Annotated in this window: 14 protein-coding genes; 6 read left to right on the top strand and 8 right to left on the bottom strand. The window is 62.5% G+C overall.

Features of this window, described 5'->3' with window-relative positions; all coding sequences use genetic code 11:
* Window positions 1-7: 7 nt before the first annotated feature.
* The 7 genes from AC1DS5_RS12370 to AC1DS5_RS12340 form a co-directional block, all read right to left on the bottom strand.
* Window positions 8-379 carry a response regulator gene (locus tag AC1DS5_RS12370; protein WP_477718557.1) on the bottom strand — a complete coding sequence of 124 codons (372 nt, stop codon included), beginning with the start codon at window positions 377-379 and terminating at the stop codon, window positions 8-10.
* Between the two features lie 227 nt (window positions 380-606).
* Window positions 607-2,622: an ATP-binding protein gene (locus tag AC1DS5_RS12365; RefSeq protein WP_477718556.1), complete on the bottom strand. Its 2,016-nt coding sequence runs from the start codon at window positions 2,620-2,622 to the stop codon at window positions 607-609.
* A gap of 176 nt (window positions 2,623-2,798) precedes the next feature.
* On the bottom strand, window positions 2,799-3,611 hold the full coding sequence (locus AC1DS5_RS12360) for an ABC transporter ATP-binding protein (RefSeq protein ID WP_477718555.1): 813 nt from the start codon (window positions 3,609-3,611) through the stop codon (window positions 2,799-2,801).
* Between the two features lie 82 nt (window positions 3,612-3,693).
* Window positions 3,694-4,668: a nitrate ABC transporter permease gene (ntrB, locus tag AC1DS5_RS12355; RefSeq protein ID WP_477718554.1), complete on the bottom strand. Its 975-nt coding sequence runs from the start codon at window positions 4,666-4,668 to the stop codon at window positions 3,694-3,696.
* A 47-nt stretch (window positions 4,669-4,715) separates the two neighbouring features.
* Window positions 4,716-5,960, bottom strand: a complete 1,245-nt coding sequence (locus tag AC1DS5_RS12350; RefSeq protein ID WP_477718553.1) for a CmpA/NrtA family ABC transporter substrate-binding protein — start codon at window positions 5,958-5,960, stop codon at window positions 4,716-4,718.
* A gap of 436 nt (window positions 5,961-6,396) precedes the next feature.
* A complete protein-coding gene (locus AC1DS5_RS12345; RefSeq protein WP_477718552.1) occupies window positions 6,397-9,279 on the bottom strand; it encodes an adenosylcobalamin-dependent ribonucleoside-diphosphate reductase in 2,883 nt (960 codons plus the stop codon).
* A 440-nt stretch (window positions 9,280-9,719) separates the two neighbouring features.
* Window positions 9,720-10,352, bottom strand: coding sequence for an ANTAR domain-containing response regulator (locus AC1DS5_RS12340; protein WP_477718551.1), 633 nt, complete (start codon window positions 10,350-10,352; stop codon window positions 9,720-9,722).
* Window positions 10,353-10,459: 107 nt separating this feature from the next.
* Here AC1DS5_RS12340 and tsaD point away from each other — a divergent pair, with 107 nt between their 5' ends.
* On the top strand, window positions 10,460-11,503 hold the full coding sequence (gene tsaD, locus AC1DS5_RS12335) for a tRNA (adenosine(37)-N6)-threonylcarbamoyltransferase complex transferase subunit TsaD (RefSeq protein WP_477718550.1): 1,044 nt from the start codon (window positions 10,460-10,462) through the stop codon (window positions 11,501-11,503).
* Between the two features lie 135 nt (window positions 11,504-11,638).
* Here the strand turns inward: tsaD and AC1DS5_RS12330 are convergent, their stop codons facing one another.
* Window positions 11,639-12,040, bottom strand: coding sequence for an Hsp20/alpha crystallin family protein (locus AC1DS5_RS12330; RefSeq protein WP_477718549.1), 402 nt, complete (start codon window positions 12,038-12,040; stop codon window positions 11,639-11,641).
* A 131-nt stretch (window positions 12,041-12,171) separates the two neighbouring features.
* On the opposite strand from AC1DS5_RS12330, the gene AC1DS5_RS12325 reads away from it, so the two are divergent.
* From AC1DS5_RS12325 to AC1DS5_RS12305, 5 genes are all read left to right on the top strand, one after another.
* Window positions 12,172-13,437 carry a branched-chain amino acid ABC transporter substrate-binding protein gene (locus AC1DS5_RS12325; protein ID WP_477718548.1) on the top strand — a complete coding sequence of 422 codons (1,266 nt, stop codon included), beginning with the start codon at window positions 12,172-12,174 and terminating at the stop codon, window positions 13,435-13,437.
* A gap of 88 nt (window positions 13,438-13,525) precedes the next feature.
* A complete protein-coding gene (locus tag AC1DS5_RS12320; protein WP_477718547.1) occupies window positions 13,526-14,713 on the top strand; it encodes a pyridoxal phosphate-dependent aminotransferase in 1,188 nt (395 codons plus the stop codon).
* A gap of 125 nt (window positions 14,714-14,838) precedes the next feature.
* Window positions 14,839-15,105, top strand: a complete 267-nt coding sequence (gene rpsO / locus AC1DS5_RS12315) for a 30S ribosomal protein S15 (RefSeq protein ID WP_011484170.1) — start codon at window positions 14,839-14,841, stop codon at window positions 15,103-15,105.
* Between the two features lie 217 nt (window positions 15,106-15,322).
* Window positions 15,323-17,446 carry a polyribonucleotide nucleotidyltransferase gene (pnp, locus tag AC1DS5_RS12310; RefSeq protein WP_477718546.1) on the top strand — a complete coding sequence of 708 codons (2,124 nt, stop codon included), beginning with the start codon at window positions 15,323-15,325 and terminating at the stop codon, window positions 17,444-17,446.
* 77 nt (window positions 17,447-17,523) lie between these two features.
* Window positions 17,524-18,546, top strand: a complete 1,023-nt coding sequence (locus AC1DS5_RS12305; protein WP_477718545.1) for an NAD(P)H-quinone oxidoreductase — start codon at window positions 17,524-17,526, stop codon at window positions 18,544-18,546.
* Window positions 18,547-18,556 lie beyond the last annotated feature (10 nt).

Raw genomic sequence — 18,556 nt, 5'->3', positions numbered from 1 at the left:
GCTCTCCTTAGCGGGCATCGGCAACGTCGAGCAATGCCATTTGCAGCTCTTCGTCGGTAAAAGGTTTGGCAACAAAGCCGCGCGCACCCAGCTTGAGCGCCTGGATCGCGGTTGATTTGTCGCTCAGGGCACTGACCACCAAAATGTTGATCTTCGGATCAAATCTCAGCAGCGCCTGAATGCATTCGATGCCGTCCATTTCGGGCATGGTCAGGTCCATGGTGACTACCTCGGGGTGCGTGGCCTTGGCAATGCGCACAGCCTCCACGCCGTTTTTGGCAAGGCCCGCCAGCACGACGCCCTTGAGGCCGCCATTCTGGACCACCCGCGAGATGCGGGTCCGGATCATGTTGGAATCATCAACGATCAACAATCGCATGGTGCGGCTCCTTTTTGTGTTTTTTCTTGAAATGCAAACGTTTCCCCTGAGGCGAAGCGTCTCGCGAGCCGCGGCCCGCAAGGCCTCGGGAGCTACACGCAGTGAGCGACCGTGGGGGCTCTTCCCTCCAGCAGGGGCCGCGGGACTGGCTTTGCCAGACCGCAGGCGCAGCGGCCCCCTCGGGGGGCAGCGCATTACACGAAGTGAAAAGCGTGGGGGCCATATTTTTAGCCCGCAAAACTGATCTTGAATTCGGTGTGCTGGCCCGGCGTGCTCGACAGCAGCAAACGTGCGCCCAGGCTCTGCACATTCGCCTGCACCAGGTCCAGGCCCACGCCGCGCCCGGCATGCCGGGACGTGGCCAGGGCGGTGGAGAACCCGGGCTTGAAGATGTGCGCGATGACCTGCTTGTCGCTGAAACCCTGCAACTGCTCTGCGGTGTACCAGTTCAACTCCAGCAGGCGTTGGCGCACCTGGGCTGCATTGAGGCCGGCGCCGTCGTCGCGAACACTGAGCAGCCACTGGCTGCTTTCATCGCGGGTGAGGTTGACCGCAATTTGCCCTTCAGCGGGCTTTTGTGACGCGAGCCGGGTAGAGGGTGCCTCGACGCCGTGCACCACGGCATTGCGCACCAGCTGGATGGCGATTTCGCGCACCAGGTCGACTTTGTCGGCCGCCATGTCCAGGGCACTGCTCATGCGCACGGTGGCATTGATGCGTTTGCCGCAGTCGTTGCCTACATCGGTGGCCAGTTTCGTCAGCGCAGCGTTCAGGGCATGCGTCGAGCCCTCCGTCGACCGGGTCTCGCCGCCTGTTTTTCTCCGGCCCAGTGCCTTGAACGAGGCGACCTTGTTCAGCAGGTCCTCCAGCGGCAAGGGCAGGGCCAGCAGCGCGTCGCCGGTCGGGGCGCCGCTGTCCTTGAGTTTTTGCAGTTCGTTTTCGAACTGGTGGGCCAGCGTGGCCAGAATCTCCAGGCCCAGGGATGCCGCATCGCCCTTGATGGCGTGGACGCGGCGGTATGCACCGTCCACGGCCTTGAGCACCTGTATTTCGGAAGCGGCGGACGAGGTGCTTCGCAAGAGGTCGTTCACCTCCAGCAGCGAAGCTTCGGCCCGCTCGACAAACGCCCGCATCATGGCCGGATCGGTTTCAAAGGCCTTGAGCATCATGGACAGCTCTTTTTGCGAGCGCTGACGCTCGCTGGCCAGCCGGGCCTGCAGTTCCACTTTCTCCGAGATGTCCTGTACGGTCACCAGCAGGTGGTGAACGGTGTCATCTTCCTGCACCCGGTTGAAGTGAAAGGACAGGTAGCGGGTGGTGTCCTGGCCCAGCCGGTTCCTTACCGTGAGTTCCACCTCGGCCAGCGGGTTGATGCCCTGGACCAGCTGTTCCTTGACGTGCGGCGAGAACAGGAGCTGGACATAGTCCCGCGCGTCGTTGAGCGCCTTCTCTGAAACCAGGGTGGACAGCAGTTCAAAAAAGTTCTGGCCAGGCACCAGTGACCTGCCGAACAATTCATGGGCCGACCGGGAGAGTTGTGAGCCCAGGCGGTTGTCGGGCGTGAGCAGGAACAGGCCTTCGCGCACGCTGACAAGAATCTCGCGATTCTCCTCATTGGCGGCCTCGATGGCGGCGTCCGAGGTATTGAGGCGGCGCAGGAACTTGAACAGGATGAAGGCGAAGTTGAGCAGGGCCAGGATGATGCCGCCGGTTTGCACCATGCGCAGAATGCTGGCGCGCGATCCGCCTATCTGCTGGGTTTCAGTGACGAAGTCATTGGCAATGCCCAGCAGCTTGATGTTGTTGGCCTGGCTGTAGGCGAGCGCTGCGGCCAGTTCTTGCGGTGTGAAATTGTCGCTGGCGAGCAGAGGTTGCAGCAGGTCGTAATAGGGTTTCCACAGCGCATCCACCTTGCTTTCCAGCTCGCGCCCGCGGCTGGACACCACGGGTTCCAGGTAGACCGGTTTGCCGTCGCCGCCGGGAACCGTCCCGCCGTCCCGAAAAGCGGTCTGCGAGATCTGGAAGATCTTGGTGCCGGCGCGCAGCTCGCTCAGCGTCTCGGGTTTGTAGGCAATGCCCGCGACGCGCATGGCGTCAAGCTCCAGCAAGGTCCGTGCGACGCGCTGCGAGACATAACGCTGGCGGCCTGACAGGTTGATGGCGACGGTGTCCTGGTCAATCTTGAACGAGGTGTAGAAGTTCAGGACCAGAACACCCAGGTCGAACAGCAGAAATAGGGCCACCGCAATGATGATTTCCCGGTATTTCCCCAATGAAGCAAGGCCGCGGGAGCGCGTTCGCTGTGTGCTGAGCGACCGGCTCTGCAGGGCAGCGGCCTTCCTGGATCCTGGGGCAGGTAATACGGCAGACATTGGAAATCCTTCTTGGCGGGAATTTGCGGAGCGACTCAGCTCATTGTTCAGGCAGCTTTCTCTACATGAGCCTGGCGCGTGTAAAGAAAATCAATCACGGCCTTGCGGTACTGCAGGTACTGCGCGCTTTCAGCCAGCGCCACGCGGTTGCGCGGCCTGGGCAGCTCGACACTCAGGACTTCACCAATGGTGGCGGATGGGCCATTGGTCATCATCACGATGCGGTCGGAGAGCAGCACGGCTTCATCCACGTCGTGCGTCACCATGACCACCGTGCTTTGGGTGCGGGCCACGATCTCCAGCAGCTCGTCCTGCAACTTGGCGCGGGTCAGCGCGTCGAGGGCGCCGAAGGGCTCGTCGAGCAGCAGAACCTTGGGTTCCATCGACAGCGCGCGGGCAATGCCCACACGCTGCTTCATGCCGCCGGAGATTTCGCCGGGGCGCTTTTGTGCGGCCGGGGTCAAACCCACCATGGCCAGGGCCGCATCGGTGCGGGCCTTGAGCTGCGCCTTGCTTTCGGTTTCTGCAAAGACGCGTTCCACGGCGAGGTAGACGTTCTCAAAGCAGGTGAGCCAGGGCAGCAGGGAATGGTTCTGGAACACCACGGCGCGCTCGGGACCGGGCCCCGAAATTTCGCGGTTGGCGCACAGCAGGCTGCCCTGGGTGGGGGTGGTCAGGCCGGCAATCAGGTTGAGCAAGGTGGACTTGCCGCATCCCGAATGGCCAATCAACGCGACGAATTCACCGCGGGCGACCGTGAGGTTGATGTTTTGCAGCGCGCGGAACGGGCCCTTCTTGGTCTTGAAGGTCTGCTCGACACCCTGGATTTCGATGTACTTGGTGGTGAAAGATGTGCTCATGGTCGTCATCCTCGGTTGTTGGGGGTCTCAGGTTTCAGTTCTTCAGTTCTTCAGTTCTTCAGTTCTTCAGTTCTTCAGTTCTTCAGTTCTTCACTTCTTCGAAGGTGAAGGCGGTGGCGAGCTTGATCAGCGCAAACTCCAGCACCAGCCCCACAATGCCGATCACAAAAATCGCGATGATGATGTTCTTGACATTCAGGTTGTTCCACTCGTCCCAGACCCAGAAGCCGATGCCGACGCCGCCGGTCAGCATTTCTGCTGCCACGATGACCAGCCAGGCGGTGCCCACGGCCAGGCGCACACCGGTCAGCATGTAGGGCAGCACGGCGGGGAAGAGGATCTTGCTGACGATCTTCCATTCGGACAGGTTGAGCACCCGCGCCACGTTCATGTAGTCCTGCGGCACGCGCTGCACGCCTACGGCGGTGTTGATGATCATGGGCCAGATCGAGCAGATGAAGATGGTCCAGATGGCGGCCGGGTTGGCGCCCTTGAACACCAGCAGGCCGATCGGCAGCCAGGCCAGCGGCGATACCGGGCGCAGCAGGCTGATCAGCGGGTTGAACATGCGGCTCAAAAAGTCGAAGCGGCCGATCATGAAACCGACCGGAATGCCGACGATGGCCGCCATGCCGAAGCCCATGGCCACGCGCTTGAGCGATGACAGCACGTTCCAGCCCACGCCCTGGTCATTCGGCCCCTTGTTGTAGAAGGGGTCGCTGAACACCTGCACCGCCTGCGTGAAGGTGTCCCTGGGCGAGGGAATGCTGGCGCCAGTGCCCACGGAGACCAGCTCCCACACCAACACCAGCAGGCCCATGCCCAGCAGGGGTGGCAGGATGGCGAGCCAGAGAAATGACGAGTCCCATGGCTGCCGGGCTGTGGCGGGGGCTGCTGGGGCCGTGATGACGGACGGGGCTGGATTCTTCATGTCATGGTGGGCTGGCGCCCCGGGTTTGTGCGCGGTGGCAGCTATCGGATGTGCAGCGCTTCGTTCGCTGCTTCGAGCGGCTGGCGCTGCGGCGTCCAGCGGATTGTGGAATACGGCACTGACCATGGTGTCACGTCCTTTGGTGGGAGATTGATGAATGCTCAGCGGCTATTTCAGGCGTGGACCTTGAAGCCATCGGCGTACTTTTTCGGATCCTTGCCGTCCCATACCGTGCCGTCGATCAACTTGCTGGTGCGCATCGCGTCTTTCGGAACGCTGACTTTGGCCGCCGTGGCGGCCTGCTTGTAGATGTCGATCTGGTTGATCTGTTTGGCAATGCCGAGGTAGTCGGGGTGGTCCTTGATCAGGCCCCAGCGCTTGTGTTGCGTGAGGAACCACATGCCGTCGGAGAGGTAAGGGAAGGTGACCGCGCCGTCGTTGAAGAATTTCATGTAGTTCGGGTCATCCCAGGTCTTGCCCATGCCGTTCTGGTAGCGGCCCAAAATGCGCTGGTTGATGGCGTCCACGCTGGTGTTGACATAGGCCTTGTCGGCCACGGTCTCGGCCATCTTGTTCTTGTTCTGCAGGCCGGCATCGATCCACTTGCCGGCTTCGATGATGGCGGCGGTGACGGCGCGTGCCGTGTTGGGGTATTTCTTGACGAAATCGCCGGTGGTGCCCAGCACTTTTTCCGGGTGGTCTTTCCAGATGTCCTGGGTGGTGACAGCCGTGACGCCAATGCCGTCAATGATGGCGCGGTGCCCCCAGGGCTCGCCGACGCAGTAGCCGTCCATGTTGCCCACGCGCATGTTGGCCACCATTTGCGGCGGCGGCACGGTGATGACCTTGGCATCCTTCATCGGGTTGATGCCGTTGGCGGCGAGCCAGTAATACAGCCACATGGCGTGCGTGCCGGTCGGAAAGGTCTGGGCGAAGGTGTACTCGCGTTTTTCGCTGGCCATCAGCTTGGCCAGACCCGCGCCGTCGACGGCACCCTTGTCGGCCAGTTTCTTGGACAGCGTGATCGCCTGGCCGTTGTTGTTGAGGGTCATCAGCACGGCCATGTCTTTCTTGGGGCCGGCGGTGCCCATGTGCACGCCGTAAATCAGGCCGTAGAGCACGTGGGCGAAGTCGAGCTCGCCGTTGACCAGCTTGTCACGCACGCCGGCCCAGCTGGCTTCCTTGGTGGGAATGATTTTTACGCCGTATTTCTGGTCAATGCCGAGCACCGAGGCCATGACCACCGAGGCGCAGTCGGTCAGCGGGATGAAGCCAATCTTCACTTCCTTCTTTTCAGGGGCGTCCGAGCCCTGGGCGTAGACGGCAGCACGCAGGGCCGGGTTGATGCCCACGGCACCCACTGCGGCAGCCTGCAGGACGGTACGGCGTGTCAGGGAGGATTTCAGCAGATCAGTCACGGTTTTGACTCCAGAAGTGAAAAACAAAAAAGCAAAAAACAAAAGAGGAAAACAAAAAAGGCGCTCGACCCGGGCAAACACAATGGATGTGAGTGCAGGGTGCGAACGCCTTTGTTCAGGGAGGACATTCCACTTCGCCGTTGAAGTGATATGCCCGATAGGGAGTTCAATGCAAGACCTGTGCCAGCAGGTTCTTGTGCTTCACATAGACTCACGACAGACGCGAGATGGCGCCTGGACCATTTGCCAATGGGCGCAACCAGCTACTGAATTGATAGCGTCGTGGGCCGCATGCGAGACCGGCTCACGATTTTTTTGATTCCGCACTGTATTTGTGCGGCGCACCATTTCGGAGCCAGGCCTGGCGGTGCGCCTGCATCCCCTGGCCGTTTTGATGTTGGGTCGGTGCGTCCATCAGGGGCCGCCTGGAGGATCCCTAGCCGCATTGCCCCACGTAACCGCATGCCGTGCAGAAGTCGCAGCCATCCTTCCTGATGACGGTCGGGTTGCCGCATTCCGGGCAGGCCTTGCCGGCCAGCGTGGCGGGCGCTTCCGCGTTCCTGGGGGATTCGAGCACGCCCATCTCCCGCAGTGGAAAGCCTTCTTCATTGAGGATGCCAAGCATGGCATAGCGGTGAATGATCAGGCGTGCCATGTAGGCTACGGTCGAGGGCCAGGTCTGCTGGCGTCGCTCGCCGTGTGGCAGGCCCGGCACAAAAGCCATGAAGTGACCCAGCGGCTCGGCGTAGTTGAGCAGCTTGCGCAGCTTCATGCCGATCCATGCCGGATCAATCACCCGCATGTCCAGCGACAGCAGGCGTGCCAGGCCATCGAGCGCGCGTGGGTAGTTGCCTGAAAACCCCACGGCACAGGGCCGGGTGACGGTGCTGCCGTCCGGACCCGGCAGGGTCACTTCTTTCAGCGTGAGGGTGAAGTTTTCGCCGGTGGCCGGGTTCTCGATGTCCACCGCCCAGGCCAGCGTGCCCGAGGGGCCGGTTTTCGGCTCCTCGCGGCTGAACATGGCGTCCATGACCGGCGTGATGCCGGCCTTGACGGCCGGCTGCAAGGACTTGAGCTGGTCGCAGCGCCAGCGGATGACCGCTGCGGTGGCCGCCACAACGCCCGGGAACAGGCGCAGTTCGCCGTGCGGTGGAAACGGCATCTCGAAGGCGCGTTCTTCGGCCACCGTAGCCAGCGCGTCCAGCTTGAGTTGCAGCCATGCCGGGTCGTTGGCGCGCAGATCCATCGACAGCGTCTTGGCCATTGCGCCCAGGCCACGGGGCTGTTCGGCACCGTTGACCCAGACTTCAAAGGGCTGCGACGCGCCGCCACCCTCAGGTGCGAGTTCGCCGACGAACAGCGCAAAGTCGCCGAAGGGGTGGTGCACCATGAAAGTCCAGGCCGGATTGCCCCCCGGCAACTCGGGCCGGCCCGGCCAGCGCAGGGACGAGAGCACAGGCGCGGGCAGGCGCTCCAGCGCCAGACGCCGGTTGGCATCGTTGATCTGCAGCGGAGCGGCCGTGGGGCCGACGCTGAGCACCGAACCCAGCACGGCATTGGGCCGGTAGGTGGCCAGCCCCTTCAGGCCGGACTGCCAGGCTTCGAGGTAGAGGTTCTGGAAGTCTGCGTAGGGGTAGTCGGCCGGCACATTGACGGTTTTTGAAATCGCCGTGTCGATGTAGGGTGCGACGGCCGCCACCATGGCTTCATGGGCCTGCGCGCTCATCTCCAGTGCCGTCACGAAGGCCGGGGTCAGCGCAGCGTCGTCGCCGCGCAAATGGCGGTAAAGCCGCCAGGCGTGGTCTTCCACCGCGTATTCCTTGAGGCTGCCGTCGGGCATGCGTTTCTTGCGGGTGTAGCGCCAGCTGAAGGCGGGCTCGATGCCGTTGCTGGCGTTGTCCGCAAACGCCAGGCTGATGGTGCCGGTGGGCGCGATGGACAGTAGGTGCGAGTTGCGCAGCCCATGCGCGCGGATGCGCTCCTTGAGCGGCTGCGGTAAACGTGAGGCAAAGCGCTGGCCGCTCAGGTACAGGTCGGCATTGAACAGCGGGAAGGCGCCGCGTTCGCGCGCCAGTTCCACCGAGGCGTCGTAGGCCGCATCGCGCATGACTTCGGCGATGTGCCGCGCCATGTCGCGGGCCTCGGGCGTGTCATAGCGCAGGTTGAGCATGACCAGCGCATCGCCCAGCCCGGTGAAGCCCAGGCCGACGCGGCGCTTGTTGCGCGCCTCTTCCTGTTGCTGCGGCAAGGGCCAGACCGTGACGTCCAGCACGTTGTCGAGCATGCGAACCGCCACGCGGGCCATCTCGGTAAACGCGGCCTCGTCGAAGCGGGCTTTTTCATCAAAGGGATCCAGCACAAAACGGGTCAGGTCGATCGAGCCCAGGCAGCAGCATCCGTAGGGCGGCAGCGGCTGCTCGGCGCAGGGATTGGTGCTGGAAATCGTCTCGCAATACGACAGGTTGTTGTCGTGGTTGATGTGATCGAGAAACAGGACACCTGGCTCCGCATGGTCATAGGTCGAACGCATGATCTGGTCCCATAGATCCCGCGCCCTGAGTTTGCGGTAGACCCACAGCCCGTTGTCGGGGCCCTGAAACGCCCCTGCGGCTTTCTGCTCCACGCCGGGCTGGGCTCGATGAACCAGTGAGACCTCTGCATCGGCGACAACGGCCTCCATGAAGGCGTCGGTGACCCCCACCGAAATGTTGAAGTTGCGCAGGTCGCCGTCATCCTTGGCGTGGATGAACTCTTCGATGTCGGGATGGTCGCAGCGCAACACGCCCATTTGTGCGCCACGCCTGGAACCGGCGGATTCGACCGTCTCGCACGAGCGGTCAAACACCCGCATGTAGCTGACCGGCCCTGAAGCACTGCTCTGGGTGCTGCCGACCCAGGCGCCGCGCGGGCGGATGCGCGAAAAGTCGTAGCCGACGCCACCGCCGCGGCGCATGGTTTCCGCCGCCTCCGTGAGGGCGGTATAGATGCCGGGGTGGCCGTCTTCCGTCTGCGAGATGGAGTCCCCGACCGGCTGCACAAAGCAGTTGATCAGCGTGGCCGACAGGTCCGTCCCCGCAGCGGACTGGATGCGTCCGGCCGGCAGGAAGCCCTGCTGCAAGGCTTGAAGGAAGCGGCCTTCCCACTGCTGGCGCAGCTCCGGCGCTTCAGCCTGCGCCAGGGCGCGCGCCACGCGCTGGGTGACATCCAGGATGCTTTTCTCCGTTCCCTTGCCATATTTCTCCAGCAGAATCTCTTCGCTGATGTCCTGAGGGGGGAGGGCATGGACGGCGGGGGCAGGTTTGGCTAGCTGGTCTGGCATGAGGCGGTTCCGGTGAATGGCTTGACGCATCGTACGGGTGGGATATGCCGGTCAGTTTGATTCAGCACAAACCTGGGGAAACCAATTTTTGCAGGATCGCCGTTCTACTTCAAGGGCGGTCTCAAGGATGAAGGGCAACACCCCCGCCGCACAGCAAGCGGGATATGCGTGAGATATGCGTATGAAAGGTATGCGCATGAAATCAGAGCCAAAGCAGAGCCAAAGCAGGGCCAAAGCAGCCGTGGCCTGGATACGCAGCCCCGCAGGGCTATTGCCGTTGGGTTAGTGGGCTACCGGGCTATTGGGCGTGAGTCCGGCTGAATGCTGGTGCCATTGCCCGATGAGTCAATCGCCTGCCCACCCGGCAAGCCGGGCGATCTCGGGATTTGGTGTGTTGCGCACCACATTTGTGCAGCGCACCATTTCGGCTGCGGGCCAGTTCAACCGAGCAGGTCGGCCGCGTCGAGCATGCGCTGCGCCACTTCACCAAGGCGCAGACCTTTGTCCATGGCGGCCTTGCGCAGTTTTTCATAGGCCACCTGCTCGGAAAGACCCTGGCGCTGCATCAACATTCCCTTGGCCCGGTCGATGATCTTGCGGTCGTGCAGTTCGGTTTTGGCATGTGCCAACTCGCGCCTGAGTTTCTGTTCGTATTCAAACCGCGCCATGGCGACGTCCAGAATGGGGCGTATCCGGTCGGGTGAGAGGCCCGCCACGATATAGGCAGACACGCCGGCAGCCACCGCATCCTTCACATGCGTGGTGTCGTTGTCGTTGGTGAACAGCACGATAGGGCGCCGCTCGTCGCGGGTGGCCATGACCACATGTTCCAGCGAATCGCGGGCCTCGCTCTCGGCGTCCACAATGATCATGTCGGGCTGCAGCTGGGCCAGCCGCTCCTCGAGAAAGGTGTCTGCCGGTAGCACCGCCACGATGTTGTAACCGTTTTCGAGCAAGCCAATACGCAACTGGCGAGAGCGTTCGATCAGCGCCAGGGCGGCCTCATCTGCTGCGTCGGATGTGGACAAATCCGGCGCAATCACAACAAGACGCAGGGATTGGGGCGATGACATGCGCCGTAACGTGCAAGATTCGCGCCAGTTTGGGGCTGCCCGTGCCGGTTTCTGCCGCCGGATGCTCTCCCAAGCCGGGGAGAAGCTCAAACCTTACACTTGGGACGATGCTAGTCCTTGGAATTGAATCGAGTTGTGACGAAACGGGTGTGGCGCTGGTGGATGCCGCCGGCAGCGATGTGCCGCGCCTGCTATCGCATGCCCTGTACAGCCAGATCCAGATGCACCAGGCGTATGGCGGCGTGGTGCCGGAACTGGCCAGCCGTGATCACATCCAGCGGGTCCTGCCCTTGACGCGCCAGGTCATGGACGAAGCCGGGTGGACGCTGGCGCAGGTGGATGTGGTGGCCTACACGCGCGGGCCGGGGCTGGCCGGCGCGTTGCTGGTGGGCGCCGGTGTGGCCTGTTCGCTGGCGGCTGCGCTGGGCAAGCCGGTGATGGGCGTGCACCATCTGGAGGGGCATTTGCTGTCGCCTTTCCTGAGCGCCGACCCGCCGGTGTTTCCGTTTGTGGCCCTGCTGGTTTCCGGCGGGCACACCCAGCTGATGCGGGTGGACCGTGTCGGCAGCTACGAGCTGCTGGGAGAAACCATTGATGACGCGGCGGGCGAGGCCTTTGACAAGTCGGCCAAGCTGATGGGTTTGCCTTACCCCGGCGGGCCGCATCTGGCTGACCTGGCACGGCAAGGCGATGGCACCGCCTTCAAATTGCCCCGGCCCCTGTTGCACAGCGGAGACCTCGATTTTTCGTTCGCGGGGCTGAAAACCGCGGTGCTGACCCAAGCCAAAAAACTGGGGCCTGAGCTGGAAAACCGCAAAGCGGATCTGGCCGCGGCCACCCAGGCTGCCATTGTGGAGGTGCTGGTCAAAAAATCGCTGGCCGCCATGGCGCAAACCGGCCTGAAGCGACTCGTCGTCGCGGGCGGTGTGGGTGCCAATGCCCTGCTGCGCAGCCAGCTGAATGCGGCCTGCCAGCAACGCGGCATCCGCGTGCATTACCCGGAGCTGCACCTGTGCACGGACAACGGCGCAATGATTGCGCTCGCCGCCGGCATGCGCCTGCAGGCCGGCCTGGAAACGCTGCAGCGTGGCTACACCTTTGACGTGAAACCGCGCTGGAGTTTGACCCCCACGGTCGCTCGCTCCGCGTAGCTCCCTGCCCCCAGAGGGGGCCGCTGCGCCTGCGGCCCGGCAAAGCCGGTTCCGCGGCCCTGGCTGGTATAACTTCCCGCCCCTCGTGGGGACCGCCGGCGAACATTCCAGCGGATACTCGGCCCTGATCAGGGATTACTGTATGTCGAGGTGGGTGACGTTGCTGACAGGGATTTTTTTGCCCAGCGTCAGCGTCAGCACGCCGTTTTCAAGTTTTGCGCTGCTGTTGGCGACGTCAATTTCAAGGGGAAAGCGCCAGGCTGCCTTGACGCTGCGGACGGCCTCAGCCTTGCTCGCCACGCGCACCACATCGCCTTCAATGCCAATGTCCAGCTGTTCTTTGGCCAGGCCCGGAACGTCGAGCTGCAGCGTATAGCTTTTCTCCAGGTCTTCCACGGTGGCGGACCTGGCCGCACCCGTGTCAGACAGCGACAAGAAGGTGTCATTGAGGAATTTTTCCAGTGCGCCATTGCTGACAACGGGCGGGTAGCTGCGCTGGAAGCTGCGGGCGGGACGGGGGGCAACGGAGTAAAACATGCGGGTTCCTTTGGTCGATGGGTGGGGAGGTTTTCCCCTTACACTGCGCGGCGTTCACCATGATTGCCGCATGCACATCAATTAGGTGTACAGACGATTTATTCAAGCGAAAAACCGGGATGTATTTATTCATGCAAAAACTCTTGAAACGCGTCGCACTGGCCCTATGTCTGGGCGCTGCTCTGGCCGCCCAGGCGCAGTCCGTCGCCCAGCCGCCGGTGCGGATCGCGCTCATCGAGAGCCTGTCCGGGCCATTCGCCAATACCGGTGAAGCGGTCTTTCGCAACCTGGTCTGGGCCACGGAGCGTGTCAATGCGCGCGGTGGCGTCAAGCTGCCCGGCGGTGCGCGCAGCCTGGCGGTCGAGCGCTATGACAACAAGGGGCAGAACGAGGAAGCCCTGGCGGCCCTGCGTTCGGCCATCGATGATGGTGTGACGGTGATCGCGCAGGGCAATTCATCGGCCATTGCGGCGGTGCTGATCGATGCCATCAACAAGCACAACGAGCGTGAGCCGGGCAAGCGCGTGCTGTTCCTGAACTATTCGGCGGTCGACCCTATCCTGACGAACGAAAAGTGCAGCTACTGGCATTTTCGTTTCGATGCCCACGCCGACATGCGCATGGCGGCCCTGATGGATGTGCTCAAGGATGACAGGGCGGTGAAAAGCGTCTACCTGATCGGCCAGGACTACAGCTTTGGCCAGGCGGTGTTGCGTGAGGCCCGCAAACAGTTGGGCGCGCAGCGTCCCGATGTGCAGATCGTCGGGGACGAGCTGCATGCGCTGGGGCGCGTGAAGGACTTCATTCCGTACGCTGTGAAAATCAAGGCCAGCGGCGCGCAGGCGGTGCTCACCGGCAACTGGGGCAATGACCTGACGCTGCTGATCAAGGCCGCGAAGGAAGTGGGTTATGAGGGCAAGTTCTACACCTTCTATGGCAATGCGCTGGGCGTACCGGCGGCGCTGGGCGATGCGGGCGTGGGAAAGGTGATTGCGGTGGCGGACTGGTTTCCCAATGAACCCGGCAATGCGTCCGAAGCGTTCTACCAGGCGTTTCGCCAGCGCTTTCCGAAGCCGCAGGATGACTATGTGCACATGCGCATGCAGCTGATGATGGAGGCTTTTGCGCAAGGTGTTGAAAGGGCCGGCTCGACGGAGTCGGGCGCCGTGGCCGCGCAGCTTGAGCGGGCTGCCGTGGCTGTTTCAGGTCACAAGGGCGCGATGCGTGCGGCCGACCACCAGTTCCAGCAGCCCCTGCTGGTGGCGATGATGGGCAAGCAGGGCGCGCCCGGCGTGAAATTTGATGTTGAAGGGTCGGGCTATGGTTTTCGCGTCATCAAGACCATCGCGCCCGAGCGGGCCGAGCAGCCGCACAGCTGCCGGATGGTGCGGCCCTGAGTTATCCCTTATCCCGTGAGTTAGCGCAACAGGTCCATAACAGGTCCATCCATTGCACCTGCTGCATCCACTGAATTGAAAGGCAAGCATGCGACAGGCAGTATTGAATCTTGAGGAATCGATGATCCGCCAGGTCGCCAATGCCGGCATGGGCCGCACCGACGTGCTCAAGTTCTGGTTTGGCGAGAGCGACGAGGTCACGCCTGCTTTCATCCGCGACGCCGCGATGGCTTCGCTGCAGCAGGGCGAGACTTTCTATGCCCACAACCTGGGCCTGCCCGAGTTGCGGGAAGCCATTGCCCGCTACGCCACCGCGCTGCGTTGCCCGGGTGCCGCCCCCATAGGTGTTGGGCGCATCGCCGTCACGTCGGGCGGCGTGAATGCGCTCATGCTGGCTGTGCAGGCACTGGTGGATGCCGGCGACGAGGTGGTGGCCGTGACGCCGGTCTGGCCTAACCTGACGGCGCAACCAGCCATCCTGGGTGCCCGGGTGAAGTGCGTCAGCCTCAGGCCGGTAGCGGGGCAGTGGCAGCTCGACATGGCGGAACTGCTGACGGCCATCACGCCCGCGACCAAGCTGCTGATCGTGAATGCCCCCAACAACCCGACCGGCTGGACGTTGACGCGCGCCGAGCAGGAGGCGCTTCTGGCGCACTGCCGGCGTACGGGCACCTGGATTCTGGCCGACGAGGTCTATGAGCGGCTGTATTTCGAAGCCACACCGAACGGCTGCGCCCCCAGCTTTCTGGATATTGCCGCCCCGGAGGACCGTCTCGTCGTCGTCCACAGCTTTTCGAAGAGCTTTCTCATGACGGGCTGGCGCCTGGGCTGGCTGGTGATGCCGGCTTCGATGACGCCGCACATGGGCAAGCTGGTGGAGTTCAACACGTCCTGCGCCCCGGTGTTTGTCCAGCGGGCCGGGCTGGTGGCGATTGAGCGCACGGCGGACATCACGCCCCGCGTGGTGGGCCACCTGAAGACCTGCCGCGACACGCTGATTCCCTTGCTGCAGGCCGTGCCCGGTGTGCAGGTGGCGCCGGCCAAAGGCGGGATGTACGCCTTTTTCAGGCTGGAAGGGCAGGCGGGGTTTAACGATTCGCTGGACACGGCCAAACGGCTGGTTGTCGAGGCCGGGCTGGGCCTGGCGCCAGGCAACGCCTTTATGGTCAACCCCACGCCCGAAGCCCAGGGCTGGCTGCGCTGGTGTTTTGCCAGCCAGGACGTGGCCAGGCTGGGGCAGGGCGTGGATCGCCTGCGGCGCTGGCTTGGGCTATAATCCAAGGCTCTGCGTAGTCGTACGGCCTTTTCAAGGCTGGCCTGCCAGAACACGACGAAGGCGGTCAACTCCCATGTCGGGAACGCTGCCTCGCTCGCAAGTGCACAAGTTGCAAGAGGAAAAACATGATCGAGAAATCAATCAAGGCCGAGATTGTCAAGGCCAACGCACGCGCTGCCAACGACACCGGCAGTCCTGAAGTTCAAGTGGCGCTGCTGACCGGCCGCATCAACGAGCTGACCCCCCATTTCAAGGCCAACGCCAAAGACCACCATGGTCGCCGCGGCCTGCTGCGCATGGTGAGCCGCCGCCGCAAGCTGCTGGACTACCTGAAGTCCAAAGACGCCGACCGTTACACCGCGCTGATCGCCAAGCTTGGCCTGCGTAAATAAACGGTAAAACGATTTGAGAGCGCCTGAGTTAGTTCACCTAGCTCAGGCGCTTTTTACTTCGGAGCAAGGCAAAACGAACGCGCGCTGTGTCATTCCACAAGAAAAGTCCTCATCACCCCGTGATTCAGGCGTTTTGTGGAATGGCATCGTGTTCAGCCAGCCCCGCTCCGGGCCCCAGGGTGCAGCCTCATGCACCCGCATCTAGTGGAGCAATAACATGAGCATTTTCAACAAAGTCACCAAATCCTTCCAGTGGGGCCAGCACAAGGTCACGATGGAAACCGGTGAAGTCGCACGCCAGGCCAGCGGTGCCGTCGTGGTTGACATGGACGGCACCGTGGTGCTGGCCACCGTGGTCGCCAAGACCGATGCCAAGCCCGGCCAGGACTTCTTCCCCCTGACCGTTGATTACCTCGAGAAAACCTATGCAGCCGGCCGCATTCCCGGCAGCTTTTTCAAGCGCGAAGGCCGCCCCAGCGAATTTGAAACGCTGACGTCCCGCCTGATCGACCGTCCGATCCGTCCGCTGTTCCCCGAAGGCTTCTTCAACGAAGTGCAGGTCGTGATCCACGTGCTGTCGCTGAACCCTGAAGTGGAGGGCGACATTCCTGCGCTGATCGCTTCGAGCGCTGCGCTGTCGATTTCCGGCATTCCGTTCAATGGCCCGATTGGCGCCGCACGCGTGGCCTATATCGATGGCCAGTATGTGCTGAATCCCGGCAAGACCCAGCTGAAAGATTCCAAGATGGATCTGGTCGTGGCTGGCACCGAAGCCGCTGTGCTGATGGTCGAGTCCGAAGCCCAGCAGCTGTCTGAAGAAATCATGCTCGGCGCCGTGGTGTTTGGCCACGAGCAGGGCAATATCGCCATCAACGCGATCCATGAACTCGTGCGCGACGCTGGCAAACCGGTCTGGGACTGGCAAGCGCCCGCGAAAGACGAGCCGCTGATCGCCAAGGTCAACGAACTCGCTGGTGTCAAGCTGCAGGCCGCCTACCAGATCCGCAGCAAGCAGGCGCGTACGCAAGCCTGTCGCGTGGCCTATGCCGACGTGATGGCCGCCCTGAAAGCCGACGGCGTGGAATTCGACGGCGTGACCGTTGAAGGCATGCTGTTCGACATCGAAGCCAAAATCGTCCGTAGCCAGATCCTGGCCGGCGAGCCACGCATTGACGGCCGCGACACGCGCACCGTGCGTGCCATTGAAATCCGCAACAGCGTGCTGCCCCGTACCCACGGCTCCGCCCTGTTCACGCGCGGCGAAACCCAGGCGCTGGTCGTGACCACGCTGGGCACCGAGCGCGACGCGCAGCGCATTGACGCGTTGTCGGGCGACTACGAAGACCGCTTCATGCTGCACTACAACATGCCTCCGTTCGCCACCGGCGAAACCGGCCGCGTTGGCAGCCCGAAACGCCGCGAGATTGGCCATGGGCGGCTTGCCAAGCGCGCGCTGATCGCCGTGCTGCCCACCAAGGAAGAATTCCCGTACACCATGCGCGTGGTGTCTGAAATCACCGAATCCAACGGCTCCTCGTCGATGGCTTCGGTCTGCGGCGGCTGCCTGTCGCTGATGGACGCCGGCGTTCCGATGAAAGCGCACGTGGCTGGTATCGCCATGGGCCTGATCAAGGAAGAAAACCGCTTCGCCGTGCTGACCGACATCCTGGGTGACGAAGATCATCTGGGCGACATGGACTTCAAAGTGGCCGGTACCACCTTCGGTATCACCGCGCTGCAGATGGACATCAAGATCCAGGGCATCACGAAAGAGATCATGCAGGTCGCGCTGGCCCAGGCCAAGGAAGCCCGCATGCACATCCTGGGCAAGATGCAGGAAGCCATGGGTGAAGCCAAGGCCGAGGTGTCTGACTTCGCGCCGCGCCTCTACGTGATGAAGATCAATCCCGAGAAGATCCGTGACGTGATCGGCAAGGGTGGCGCCGTCATCCGTGCGCTGACCGAAGAAACCGGCACCCAGATCAACATCGAAGAAGACGGCACGATCACCATCGCCTCCAACGACAGCGCCAAGGCCGACGAAGCCAAGCGCCGCATTGCCGAGATCACCGCGGAAGTCGAAATCGGCAAGGTCTACGAAGGCGCCATCACCAAGATCCTGGACTTCGGTGCACTGGTCAACCTGCTGCCCGGCAAGGACGGCCTGCTGCACATCAGCCAGATCGCCCACGAGCGTGTCGAGAAGGTCACCGACTACCTGAGCGAAGGCCAGATCGTCAAGGTCAAGGTTCTGGAGACCGATGAAAAAGGCCGCGTCAAGCTGTCGATGAAGGCCTTGCTGGACCGTCCTGCCCAAAATCAGGATCAGGACCGGGGTTAATCTTTTAACTGCTATTGATTTTGTAGCCGTCAGTCCCTGAATATGCGGCCTGACGGCGCAAATGATCTGGAATCCCTATGAAAGCCATTGAAATCACCTCCTATGGTGCGCCTGAGGTGCTGCGTCTGGGCGAACGCCCTGACGCGCAAGCCGGCGCCGGTGAAGTGTTGATTCGCGTCAAGGCCAGTGGCGTGAACCGCCCGGATGTCTTGCAGCGGACGGGGAACTACCCGGTCCCGCCTGGTGCTTCGGATATTCCCGGCCTGGAAGTGGCGGGTGAGATTGTGGCAGGTGATGCCGCAGCGATGGCGGCGGCCGGTTTCAAGATCGGTGACCGCGTTTGCGCGCTGGTCGCGGGTGGCGGCTATGCGGAGCTCTGCGTGGCTCCCGTGGGGCAATGCCTTCCCGTGCCCACGGGGAACGGCCGGGAACTGAGCGATGCGGAAGCGGCCTCGCTGCCGGAGACCTTCTTTACGGTCTGGAGCAATGTCTTTGAACGTGCGCGCCTGCAAGCCGGCGAGACGCTTCTGATTCAGGGCGGCTCCAGCGGCATTGGCGTCACGGCCATCCAGATGGCCAAGGCGCTGGGCGCCAGGGTTGTGGTGACAGCGGGCAGCGATGACAAGTGCGCAGCCTGCCTCGCATTGGGTGCCGACCATGCAATCAACTACAAGACCGCCGACTTCGTTGAAGAAGTGAAGAAACTGACGAACGGCCAGGGCGTCAATGTCATTCTTGACATGGTGGCCGGCAGCTACGTCTCCCGTGAAGTCGAAAGCCTGGCCGAAGATGGCCGTCTGGTCATCATTGCATTGCAGGGCGGTGCCAGGGCGGAAGTCAATGCCGGCCTGGTTTTGCGCCGGAGGCTCACCATCACCGGTTCGACGCTGCGGCCCCGTCCGTTGGCGTTCAAGGCCGCCATTGCACAGGCGCTCAAGGAAAAAGTCTGGCCGCTGATTGCCAGTGGGGCGATCAAGCCCGTCATTCACAGCACCTTTGCGGCGGTGGATGCAGGCAGTGATACGGGCAGCGGTGCAGCCCGGGCCCATGCACTGATGGAGTCCAACCAGCATGTCGGAAAAATCGTTTTAACCTGGTAATCAAGGCCAA

This window comes from Polaromonas sp. P4_H1, from assembly GCF_056400945.1.
This window is presented reverse-complemented; position numbering and strand designations above follow the sequence as displayed.